This is a genomic window from Pseudomonas sp. GW821-FHT01E10, from assembly GCF_059422365.1.
In genome coordinates this window covers 1-12,453 of sequence record NZ_JBWKWT010000001.1, presented here as the reverse complement: position 1 = coordinate 12,453, position 12,453 = coordinate 1, and the positions used below count along the sequence as shown (strand labels likewise).

Here is a 12,453-nt window from a genome sequence, read left to right as displayed (position 1 = left end):
GGGATGCACGCAGTCTTCCAACGCTCAGCAACATCTGCCACCGTCAAGACCTTGTGGCCGATTTGGAAAACATAGTTTATCCCATTAGGAACGAATGGCTGGCTGAACTCTAGTTAGCTTTGCGGGATGAAGATATTAAGGTGCACGTGATCGAGACTCGCCAGGTTGTAGTCCAATTCCTCTTCCAGCGAATGTCGCTCACTTATTAGAAAGACAAGCGTTAGTGTCTCAGAAGGCGAGTTGCAAAAGGGTTTCAAAGCAGCCGAGTCCTTATCAGCGCGTGCCTTGAGATACGCGCAGACATCCTTCGCCGGCAGCAAGGGCCTGGCAAGCCGGCCCTCATGCTCCACGAGAGCGTTGATTAGCGTGCTCACGACCAGCTCGCCAAGGCCATTCAGGTCATCGGTTTTGATGGCTGTGAGGAACGCGGCCCAGTACGGCGCGTCGTCTTCGCTCATGCCCGCACACACACTGGCGTAGTGCTCCATGTTCCGCTGGCTGCGTATGTAGCTCGATATGCCATTCGGCGGACGCCCTGATCAGCACTCTGCCTGAGAAAAACAGGTGGTGAGCCCGGTTAATGAGGAGACTAGCGAGCTCACCACCTAAAAACTGCCTAACAGAAGATCAGCGACCATGCCCTCTACCCCGCCCGCTCAGTAAACGGTAAGGGGAGCGGGAACCAGGTCGTTGCCTGGGTCTGATACCCCAAGCGCGGCACCGGGTAGGAATCTTCAGCTGCGCAGCAATTATTCGGTTTGATCGAGATCGTATTATCGAAACGTGAAGCCACGCTTTGTCAAAGCTTAAGCCCTTCCATGAGGACTAAGTACCAGATCAGGGTTACAGGAACACCGTAGGAACTAGGTGATGCGGGTCTTCTGTGACGCGGCCTTTCGAGCCACTAGGGTTGGACTCATTGAGACCTGCCCTGGGCTTCGGTGGAGATCACTCAGAGCGCTTAGGCGACTCACTCCGGGAGATGGCCGGGGAAACAAGAACACCCCTGCAGGGATGCAATGGTGGTTTCTGCTTGTTCAGAAATTAAAACGAGAGAGCTCATGAAGATATCAGATCGGTTGCCGTACATCTCCGCCGGCCACTGAAAAAACCTGGATAAAAATAAGTCGCAAAAATCACGAGCGTGATCAAACTCCTTCCCCACCGGCCACGGTGAGTACAATGTTGTGTAGGTAAAACTAATGCGACGGTGCTTAACGGCTGGAGCGACCTTTACCCACGAGCCCGTGCGAAGTGCGGATGCAAAACCGCTGCTTTCTGCGCTCCGGCGTATTGAGTACCGGAGTACGCGTACGCGTGGCATGGCCACTAAGAAGTCAATCCATACACCGGCAGCACCAAATGAGCCTTCTAGGCAAACTGAACCTAAAGGAAGCGAAATTTCGGTGATTAAAGAAAACCTAGTATCCATTCGATACTCCCCATTCCCTCGCCCTTATGTTCTGACAGCAAGTCAATAACCCTTCACTTTCCAGTTGAAGCAGCGAATCCCTCGATAAATTGTTGAGTCCTGCTGGAGACTATTGGAGGTTGCCATTGGACAAGTCGTCGCGCGATGACGGCAGCGTGTTCTGCCGTAAAACCATTGCAGGATGAGCCCAATCCATAAGCATCCGAAAATCCCATCAAGCCTCCTACTGCATTCAGCAGAGCCTCAATCACGGTTAACTCGTCTGGTGGTAATACCTCGTAGAGCCAACCGAGGATAATCAGCGCGGCCCTTCGGTGAGCGATACTGGCTATCAAGGGCCCGTGAGAGAAGGTCTGTTGGAATACCGGGAGCTGGAGGTAAGCAGCATCGTTACGCATGTAGCGGTTGATGAGACCGAATCTAGGATAGAGCATCAAGCAGATCAGAAATTTCGAGAATGCCCACTCACTATTTTGGTGAACATCGTTGCTCAGATTATGTGGGACGGCATTAACCTCGAAACGGTTAAGCATATCCTGTACGAGTCGCAAGGACTTGATAGACCGCCTCGCATCCTGCAAGCGTGATGCTGAGAGGTACCTGTCCTTGTGTAAATGATGCATCTGGAAAAATTTCATGGCCATGCTCAGCTTAGGCCCGAATACCTCCGCAGCATCGATTAACGGCAAATTATGAATTTCGCAGACTACGACGCCCACGGCACACCATTTGTTCAGTGAAGTAGGAAATGCATGGGTTCGAAAATTTTCAGCCAAACACTGATAGCAAAACGTGCGCCTGTAAAAGCGTGGTATCAGCCAGGTGCTAGGTGGTTGAATGAGGGCAGCCCTAAGATCACTACTCATGCCTACGGCGTCACAAGCCGCGTTTGTAAAGCTGGAGCTTCGCGAGAAATCTGGATCGAAGTCTACCGCCGGGCCCGAGGCAACCCATAGTTGGCTGAGTGCTTCCCGGCCAAGCGGCGTGTATTTGGAAACCATGCTTTGCCTATACAACCAGCACGACAAAAGTTCTCCCTCGATCGGTAAGCAATCGATGCAAACAGTCATTTACTTCTGACCATCGTAGAGGTACGCGGGATGGAACAATCGCAGAAATGTATTACCAAGGTTTCCTTTGGTAATGAGATAAAGCGCGTCCAGCGATACGTACGCGAACTCGGTTTGTGAGTTTTCAGCGAGGATCGATTCGAAAAAAACCTTGTATTCATATAAACATTGAAAGCCATCCAGGCTGAAAGCTTCAGCACTGTGTGGTGAGCCCACCTGCAGTTCAAGCATGTCCGATGTTTCTGTATGAAGCCCAGAGATTACAATGTTCACTGATGGGAGCGCAGTTAGAATCAGTTTCAGCTGATGTACAGTACGACGCCTAGCACGCTCACCACAAAGGAAAATATCTATATCGTCGACAAAAATTGTGGAAATCTCTCTCAAGGTAATAATTTCAATTGCAAAGCTGGGCAATTCACTTTTAGCCTGAAACTCAGCATCAATATTTAGGTGATTATACAACTGACCAAGAAGATCCAGTCCGGCAAGTTCAGGATGGTCTGCTATAGTGAAAAACGGATTACTCACGCGCGACCTGATATTCTCCATGCAGGTCGTCAAACCAAAACCAGGCTGGGATGAGACAACGCAAAGTGCGCCCCCACGTGTCAAAGCAGCTAAGACACTGTTAGCGGTAGCAAACTGTGAGGGCGAGAGCTTGATCATGTCTTTTGGGGCTTTGCAGGATGGTGGATTTTGAAACCGTACTTCATCGCCAAGGCATCGATGTTAGGGATTTGATCTTGCGTAATCCGTTCAGTACCTTGCTCGATAGCATCCATAGCGGCGCATTTGAGAATCTTTACGATATTGTCCAGAATGCCATGTGAGTTTGAATATATGAGCGTCCGCAGCTTTGGGGATGCAACGTTCGACACAAGCTTCAGGGGCAAATGGGTTTCGTAGGTTGCAATGAAGTCCACAAAGTGCTGATCTAATTTCCAGGACTGCAGTTCCCATTGCACAAATCGCCGATCTAGCACACGATCAAGTATCATTGCTTCATTCGCAACTGAGTTGCCAAAAGCAATAACGCAAAGCTTGAGCTTGCCTTCTGCTAGGCTGCGCAACAGTGACAAGATTATTCGTTTGTTGGTGCTCCCCTCAAGCATCGCATCGGACAACTCATCGATGACAATGGCACCGATATCCCCCGATTTAATTTTTTTCTCAATGATGTCAAGTCTGTTAGCTGCAGTGGTTCTCTTGCCGATCTGCACGCTAAATTGCTCGCAGATGGCGTCATGTAGTTTGTATCGGTTCAAATTCTCGGTCAGGGTGATAAATACCATTTTCTTCCCCGAAAGCTCGCCCAACGCCTGCAGACGATGAAATAATGCGGACTTGCCATCACCGCCCTCTCCATGGATGAATATGCTAGACGCCTGGATCTGGTAGTCTGTGTATACCATGTGCTTTAGGCAGTTCAGCAAGGGCTTCAAGCGCGGGGTATCGATCCAGATATCATGGCGGCAGATCTGAATCCTTTGTTCTGGGGGCAAGTCGACAAGATGCCTTAAGTCTGCTTTGACGTGACCGTATTTTGGAACTTCGCACTGATTATTCATAACTCAACTCTCCTTAGGATCAATGATCAAAACTGGAACAAGCAGATCGATTTCATTGGTGTCTGATATTATTCGTGGCTTGAAGATATCGTCATCTTCCTCCCAGATAACGTCATCGGCTTGGACATAGACTTTGCTATCATCAATGTGATAAGCCTCCACTTCATCCAGATCCACCCTCTCGGCTGAAGGTGGAGGTGGTGGAGGTAGAGCTGGCTGTTTCGGCGCATTCATGAAAGCCGTTTTCATAGCTGCAGCTTCTTGAAGAATTTCTTCCTGACGATCCATAGCGGCGGGCGCGAACTCATCATCGATGGTACCGCTAGCCTTGTTGATCAAACTTGGTACACGTTTAGATAACTGCTTGTGGTTCGAGTAGGATTCCCAATGTATTGATAGCCCTTCACGGTTGTAAGAACAACGAATTTTTAGAAATTCATTAGGCGCCTTTACCCAAATATAGCTAAGGTCATACTGTAAATACTTGACATCGAGTTCTTCGCCTACATAGTCCTTCAGGGCATCGCTTTCATACCTGCGGCCGGCGAAATTGATCCCGTATGAGTGAACTTTGTGCTTGAATGAAGTAGGGCAGAAATCGATGAGGAATCTAGCTTCATCTTTTTTACTGATAATCCTAGATGAGTCATACTTTCCCTCGCTTTTATAATGGGTGAAAGCTTGTCTAGGGGTGCAACGTAGAGAGTTGTGAATTTTTCCGTGGTAAACTGTTATTTCTTTCACTATCCACTCCGCACATTGTTTGAAGTCGAGCTGGGCATTTAGCTCGCTTTCAAAACTCTGCCGCTCTACAACGTTGCTCCCAGTTGAGCCGGGAAGAAAGTGCACTCCAGTTGTCATGAATGAGCCAATAACGCGTTCTATGATCCCGCCATACCACTTTTTGCCGATGGGCCGATGTTCCCATTCCATCCCCCATTCTTTACATTGCTGGATAAATGCTTCACTTGTAAACTCAGCAGCATTATCTGTAAAAATGACGAACGGAATGCCAAAGAACGGAAATTCACCAGGGTGAGTAAAGAAACTGAGCAGGCTGCTCTCTTTATTCATAATCGCAAACGCTAACGCAGCAGCAACCGTGTTTAGGCTCGGAGCTTCCATACTTAGATAAAAACCTAGGATAACCCTAGATTTGTCGCAAATGATCAGGGTTATCCAGGGACGACCGATAATCACATCTCTATTAAACTCATCAACGAGCAATATGTCCACGCGGGTATGATCCATTGACACGCGACGCAGCAAACAATCGATGATTAGTTTATTTGGCTTATATCCATATTTTTGATTGAACTGCTCAACAGTAAGTATTTTTCGGTCACGGTCTTTTTCAGGTATTGCATAGAGATACCTTCTCGCCGTATGGCGACTTATCGGTTTTTCACCAGCACGTTCACAATAACGGTTAGCCCACTTCAATAACTCACTGATAGAGGCCTTCGGGCCCTCGTAATGGTTTTCGAACGCTTTGCTGAGCGCGGCCACCTGTCCCGATGTTGTTCGACTGCCTCCTCTAGGCGTTCCCCTGTGATTACGAATGATGTCCTTTCCATTGCGATGATCGTCGAGCAACTTGTAGAAATGGGATTTTTTTAACCCAAGCAGTTCCATGCCTCTACTGGCAGACATTCCTTGATCGATCTGTTCGAATACAGATCTACGTTCATCTGCGAGCTGTTCCTCCCGGTGGTCAATCGTCCTTACCTGATATGGAATGACTTCATTGCTGGGTGGAACACCAGACTCTTTCCAATCTCTGGGGACACCTTCGTGGGGTCTTTTGACTGGGACCAATCCCGTAGTTTTTTCACACGGTTGAGCTTCTTCATACAGATCACTCTTATCCATGACCAACTCTGATGTTTATGATTTCTAACTGAGGTACATGACACTTGGCTCATCATAGTCACTCATCCACAATGCGCAACCATGTATAAAAACCCAGCAGCTGAGTAGCTCGAAACGCAAACACCGACTTATGTATATATTGAACTTTAAGCCACCGAAATAAATACACTTAGTTGACTATTTAATTTCTCAGTCCTTTCAATAATTTACTATCCAGCTTCTCTAATTGTGATGCTTTATGAATTAAAAAATATATTAAAAAATATCGTTTTTTTATAACCAAAAAACACCGAATCTAGCTAATACTGGTTATGAAAAAAATTTTGTTCGTGCTGTGTAGTCGGCGGGGATTGGTTGGTCGAAGGCCTTACGGCACGTCTGTAGCATGTGGTTACGGGAAATCCGCAACTCTGGGAGATTCAATTCGTGCGAAGGAGTTAGTCACTTGGGGGACAGAAATTTGCAAGACTGACGTTTCAATTGTGCATCTGATCGAAGTCGCTGGTGGGAGGTTGGACGGGGATTCCGTCGTATGGGTGGAGGGTGATCTAGATAGATGGCACGTACGTTTCATTGGCGGAAAAACGAATAGATGGCGTTCCATTACCGGAAAAAAGATTTCTGTTTTCCGGCAATGGGGCGACATCGCAGATAAATAACTGTAATAAAAGGGGAAATGGTTTTCCGTTTAGCTTTCAATGTTCACACGGGCCATGTCCTTCGTGTTCATGGCGAGTCATTGAATGAGGTGGCTGCCGATGAAACTGATTCAGTGCCGTTTCTCTTCAGGTCAGCGTGTTCCGCTGCTCGTGCACGCTGGCAACGCGGAGCCGTTGCCCGTACTCGTTCCGTTCATGTACGTCCAACTCAGACTCAGGCATCGGGCTTACAATACGGCGGCGGCACATCTGCGCGCGATCCAGGCTTTCTATATCTATGCCAAAAGCCGTGACCTCAATATTGATGACGCCATCTTGGCCTGCCAATTCGAATCGATATTGGCTTTACTGGACGGTTACGCCATTTGGCTCCAAAGCGGCCGTCAAGCCGACAACCTGCTCGCCCGAATCGGCAAAGCTGAAACGGCACCTTTTCCGCAGATCGATCCGCGTACTCGTGACCAGTACCTGCGTTTGCTGAAGCTATACCTGTCCTGGTGTGTCACCCGATACATCCCGCGCGCTCGTCAAAATTCAACCACCCTGGCTAACATCGAGGTTGTATTTGCAGATGTCGCCGACGTCATTGAGCGGCGCTTTGAGAGCCATATCATCAACGTTCGGCAGGACCTCGCTCGTTACCGCAGCCTGACGGATACGCAACTCCAGATCATTCGCACATTGATTCGCCCCGGCGCTACGGAGAATCCGTTCCCGGAAAGGCTGCAGCTGCGCAATTGGCTAATGATTGAATTACTACTGGAGACCGGTATGCGCCGAGGGGAGCTTCTCAAGCTCTACACCACCGATGTCAATGAGGGTTCTCAGCATGCCTATGTCAGCATCAATGACCGCGAACATGATCCCGGCGACCCGCGCGCTGAAGAGCCTGCGCTGAAAACACACGGACGGACAGTAGGTATCTCCGCGCAGTTGTATGAGGTCTACGAGCGTTATATCCAGGGCGAGCGACGCCCCCTGCGTAATGGCAAACCAATGAAATTGCTGTACCGCTATTTGTTCATCTCTGACCGAGGTCGCCCGCTGTCGATCCGCGCGTTGTCTAACGTCCTTGATCGGCTGTTTCTGACCATTGAACTGGCTCATCCGGGGTTGTTGCCTACACTTTCCGCGCATGACTTTCGCCACACCTTTGCCGACCGGTTTTTGGCTTACCTGGTCGAGAAGCGTGGGTATGACCTCGAGCGGGCCACTGACGAACTCCGGCGAGTCTGCGGTTGGTCTGACACTTCGACGATGCCACGCCGTTATGCAAGTCGTTATCTAGCCGAGTCGGCCAACCTCCACAACGCCCAGCGTGCCTCAGCAGCCTGGAGCCGACTTGACAGTTAAGGAGGTTCGCCGTGACCAAATCAGCCGATCAAGAACACGCTTCACCCTCCTCCTCTTTTCCGGCCTACGTGTTCGAGGGCCCGGCTCAGGTTGCGATTCGAACTCGCACCAATGACCAGCCACGATACGTCGATACCCGGCTGCCGGTGTGGACGTGGTACGACGGTGGGGTCGCACTGAAAATTGACTGGGCCTCGCTTGACTTAACTCCAGAGCTCAATGAAATAGCCAAAGGCTTTATGGCATATGCGTTGGAAAAATATGCTCCGCAGACAGCATTCATGTTTGTAAGATCTCTTGTCTATTTATCAAGCACCGCGCTTGCCCGTTACTTTCCTTGGGATTATCAAAATTTAATCGCTGAATTAAATGGTTTCAAACAATCTAGGCAACATCTAATTGGATTCCGCAGACTTTATCGCTGGGCAGTTGATAGAGGGATTAAAGGTTTTGAGTCAAACATCTACCTTAAAATCAAGGATGTGAAATCAGATCGGGTTGACCCATATGCTCGAATTTTTCTCTCGCAGTCTGGTTTAGAACTTGATGAGGAAATTCGATTGCTCAAGCGTATAGAGCGAAAAGCTTCTTCAAGTGACTGGGTAGCTGCTCAGTTCAATATGATGCTCCACCTGGGTTTTGAATTGGGGCCGCGTTCGATTCAATTTCATTCGCTAGACATTGCGGATTTTGAGTTCATTGAAAGCGCTGATCATGAGAAGTACTACACCCTATGGCTACCCATGGCCAAAAAGGTCGGCCAGCGCAGACCTGAGCGGCGCCCCCGTAAAATAACTACCCGCCTGGGTGAGAAAATCTCACGGCACGTTTCAGAAATTCAGCGCCGTTTTGGTAGCGACTGTGAACCATTATTTGTCAGTCCTCGTGGAAGGCGCCTTTCGGTTAATGAAATCGGTCCAGGCCTCAAACACGAGCTACGTGAAGCCGGGATAGACAAGCCGAACCAGGTAACCATGTTGTTGCGTCATCACCTCGGGCAAGGTTTGGCGGACCAGGGAACTCCGGCAGACATGATTGCCGAACTGCTCGGGCACAACAGCACGGTTGCGGCGCGTGCTTACGTAACGGCAACCCCCAACATTGCCCGGATCAAAGAGAAAGCACTGGGTAAGAGCCCGGCCTATCAACGCATCATGCGCAGCTTATTAACTGGGGAAATCGTCCAACGCCGCGATACTGTGCCGGAAAGAGCCATCCGCGGCGTCATCGATACGCAGTACATCGGGGACATTGGTGCCTGCGCCCTCCCAGTTCATACCCACTGCCCCTACAATCCCGTCTACGCCTGCTACACCTGCAAGAAATTTCACCCCTTTGCTGACGGCCGCCATGAGCAGGTGAAAGAGGCGTTGCAACGGGAAGCGCAACGGTTCATTGACATGGCAGAACAAGCCGGTGACCTCATTCACAACCGGCCCCTCGCCCAACATCAGACAACCATCCTGGCAGTAAGCGCTACGATCGAACGCTGCCGGCAGCACACGGAGGATGCCGCAGATGACGCTGTCTAGGGCAAGGCAGAGCCTCGAAGGCTTCATTGCACAGGAACAAAAGATTTTTCAGTCGTTGCCAATTTCAACGCCGTGGGCGTCACCGGTATGGGACGTCGGAAGTTGGTTACCACAGCGGGATAACCAACATGCTCTTACGTTCGAAACGCATCGACAAGCCCTCGAGAAGACAGGCTATTCCGCCCCGCCTAAAGGACCACTCCCCTCCACTTTCCAAGATTTTAGCAAAGCCTTGATTGTGTATTTGCAACGCACCCGGAATCTGAAGTTTTCGATGGCGGCTGCATACAATATTGCCGTACGCCGGCTTTACAATCCCTTGTTTGAACGCGGCGTATCCGATCCCACACAGTTGACGCGAGGCGATTTTGATCGCGTCGTAAGATTTCTCCGCGAGAGTGGTTACAAGAATCTCTACGACGCGACCTCTCATCTTCAAGTAGTAGCGGATACGATTGATAGTCAGCAATTAACCGAGATCGCCATCCATTTTGAGCATGATGCAAAACCAGAAAAGCGCCGTCACGATTACATTTCATTGCACGATCCTGATCGCGCGGTAAAACAACGTAAATCTGATGACAGGTTGCCTTCTCGCGAGGCGATGGAGGCCTACGCCTTATGTTCGAACAACCCACTTAATGAGGGCGAAGAAATCTTGCTGCGCGTGATCGATTTGCTGATCGCGACCGGGCAAAGGGGCAATGAGGTAGCAGTAATACCCTATGACTGTTGGGTCGAGAGACCAATAAAAGGGCCGACAGGTGAGGTGGTTGTAGATGCCAATGGCAGGCCTCTGGTCGAATGCGGGATCAGGTACTTTGCGGAAAAGCAGTTTCAATCCCGTGTTCATTGGTTCGCAGAAAGCGACGTTCCTTTAGCCAGGCGTGCGGTCGAACGTTTGAAGGTGCTGACGCAAGAGCAACGAAAAATCGCTAAGTGGCAAGAGGCCCATCCAGGCCGTCTCTGGGATTACTCTCCGCAGACGGCAATGTCAGAGGTTGAAGTTCTGCGTTGGCTCGGGTTTAGCCAGAACCGAGACACAGCTAGGAATTTACGTGTGTATTTCGCTCGACACGGAATTCATCCTCATCGATCCAAGGAGATTAACCGCAGATATTTGGCAGGTGATATTGAGCGCATGCTCGTTCCGAAGCTTCATAGCCATGCAGTATTAACAGAAAATGTGGGGGGCACGCTTCATATTGTCCTTAAAACCAGCGAGACGCTTGCTATCGCTTTTGATGGTCAATTCCGCCTGGGTGGACGGGAAGCAAATGTGTTTCGTGCGATCCCGCGTCGGGTGACCCTTTTGGATATCAATCATGCACTAGGTAACGATGAAAAGTACGCGTCCATTTTTTCACGCCGATCATTAACAGAATCCAACGGCGCGCCTATTCGACTGACTAGCCACCAACCTCGACACTGGCGGAACACGATCTACCATTTGACGGGCATGAGCGATGTTCAGCAAGCGCTGGCCTTGGGGCGAAAACGTCTCGACCAAAATACTTATTACCAACACACAAGCGTTGAAGAAAACACCGCTGCCCACCAGGAGTTCTTGGCGTTCAATAGTCATCACGAGCGCATCGATTTCTTACATACAGGCATAAGAGATAAACGCATTCAGGGCGCTTTGACCGACAGTTACCATGCTTTGCTATCAGATAAAGGCACAACCACTGCAGAAGCATTCCTCACCGTGCATGCCACGGCGCTGCACGTGACACCCTTTGGAGGTTGCATTCACGATTTCTCCCAAGCGCCCTGCCCTAAGCATCTTCAGTGCTGGAATGGCTGCTCGCATCTCCATCTGATGGGCACTCCATCGGAGCGGGCCAACCTTGAGAAACAAGTCGAGAATCTGACGATGGCAATCACCATCATGCGCGATGTCGGCGCTGGAGAGGCAGGCAGCGATGTATGGCTGGCGGACCAGGAAGACAAGCTCAACAATTTAAAATCCGTCCTCGCACGCGATACCAATGTAGGTGTGCAACGCGTGTTTCCAAATGGGCATCCAATGACGGTTGCGGACACGGACAAACGACACAGTTCTGTTTCGGATGATTAGAGGCGACCATGGCGCAACGACAGATCTTGAGGGGCGGCACCTTGGACGAAGCTATCGACGCCCTCCTCGCTCAAATGATTAGCTTAGGACTGGAGCTCGCGCCTATTTCACGCCCCGAGGTGCAGCGTCGATTGGGCCTGACTAGCCGAGCTACCTTAGTGGGGGACCGTGGGAGACGAATCGAGTCCGCCCGTATAGTACAACTCAAGGAGAGTGGCAGAGATCCAGATGGGGCCCGCCGCCGAAGAAGCTTCGAAGAACGTATTGCTAATCTTCAGGTGGAGAATGCTGACTTGATAAAGCAGCGAGACCAGCTCTATGAAGCACTTTCGGCAATTGCGCACAATTGTCTGCTGAAAGGACTGGATGTCGAAAACATACTGGCTCCATTGCGAAAGCGGTAAGAGGCAGAAAGGTTGCCAACGCCGCTAACTGACGCGGCGACTAGGCAAGATTGCCTAACGCGCTAGCGTATCGAAGCTGCTGTTAACCGTTCGAGCGTGTTGGCCTCATGCTCGCCGAGATACTGGTGTGGCCGAAAAAATGATACGAAGATTTTGTAGATCGGATGTGCTGGCCCCCAGAGACTCAGTGTAGATATGCCCTCCCTCCAGGTTATACACGTAGGCCGCCTCCTTACTGAGGTCATCCACCGTTTCGCGCACCTCTAACAGCCTCTCCATCTTCCACCCATCACTTCCGTTCAGATAAGTCGGAGAAACCAACTGTACATCCAACACCCAGATGTCTGCTCCTTGTTCATTAAGTAACTGCTCAAGGGCTGAAATGCTGGGGAGCATAACCATGCGTAAGCGTCCGGCCAACACACCTTTCTGATCCCAACGCTTAGGGCGATGGTGGACACCTATTGTAAGTGGACACCA

At 50.1% G+C, this 12,453-nt stretch carries 8 protein-coding genes and 1 pseudogene; 3 read left to right on the top strand and 6 right to left on the bottom strand.

Features of this window, described 5'->3' with window-relative positions:
- Window positions 1-113: 113 nt before the first annotated feature.
- The 5 genes from AC07V0_RS00045 to AC07V0_RS00025 form a co-directional block, all read right to left on the bottom strand.
- A complete protein-coding gene (locus AC07V0_RS00045) occupies window positions 114-458 on the bottom strand; it encodes a hypothetical protein (protein ID WP_495019178.1) in 345 nt (114 codons plus the stop codon).
- Between the two features lie 1,027 nt (window positions 459-1,485).
- Complete coding sequence (locus tag AC07V0_RS00040; protein ID WP_495019177.1) at window positions 1,486-2,151, bottom strand: hypothetical protein; 666 nt, start codon at window positions 2,149-2,151, stop codon at window positions 1,486-1,488.
- A gap of 351 nt (window positions 2,152-2,502) precedes the next feature.
- Window positions 2,503-3,171 (bottom strand): hypothetical protein, encoded by a 669-nt coding sequence (locus AC07V0_RS00035; protein WP_495019176.1) that lies wholly within the window; start codon window positions 3,169-3,171, stop codon window positions 2,503-2,505.
- Window positions 3,168-4,073, bottom strand: a complete 906-nt coding sequence (locus tag AC07V0_RS00030; protein ID WP_495019175.1) for an ATP-binding protein — start codon at window positions 4,071-4,073, stop codon at window positions 3,168-3,170. Before AC07V0_RS00030 ends, AC07V0_RS00035 begins: the two co-directional genes overlap by 4 nt.
- Before the next feature lie 3 nt (window positions 4,074-4,076).
- On the bottom strand, window positions 4,077-5,945 hold the full coding sequence (locus AC07V0_RS00025; protein ID WP_495019174.1) for a TnsB C-terminal domain-containing protein: 1,869 nt from the start codon (window positions 5,943-5,945) through the stop codon (window positions 4,077-4,079).
- Window positions 5,946-6,703: 758 nt separating this feature from the next.
- On the opposite strand from AC07V0_RS00025, the gene AC07V0_RS00020 reads away from it, so the two are divergent.
- Genes AC07V0_RS00020 through AC07V0_RS00010 form a run of 3 tightly spaced genes read left to right on the top strand, consistent with a single transcriptional unit; the run spans window position 6,704 to window position 11,569 of the window.
- Window positions 6,704-7,957, top strand: coding sequence for a tyrosine-type recombinase/integrase (locus AC07V0_RS00020; protein WP_495019173.1), 1,254 nt, complete (start codon window positions 6,704-6,706; stop codon window positions 7,955-7,957).
- A gap of 11 nt (window positions 7,958-7,968) precedes the next feature.
- Window positions 7,969-9,489, top strand: a complete 1,521-nt coding sequence (locus AC07V0_RS00015; protein ID WP_079443856.1) for a tyrosine-type recombinase/integrase — start codon at window positions 7,969-7,971, stop codon at window positions 9,487-9,489.
- Entirely contained in the window at window positions 9,476-11,569 is a 2,094-nt protein-coding gene (locus tag AC07V0_RS00010; RefSeq protein WP_495019172.1) for a hypothetical protein, read from the top strand. The genes AC07V0_RS00015 and AC07V0_RS00010 overlap by 14 nt, the downstream gene beginning before the upstream one ends.
- Before the next feature lie 509 nt (window positions 11,570-12,078).
- Here AC07V0_RS00010 and AC07V0_RS00005 read toward each other — a convergent pair.
- A pseudogene (locus tag AC07V0_RS00005) lies at window positions 12,079-12,453 on the bottom strand (hypothetical protein); the annotation flags it as partial.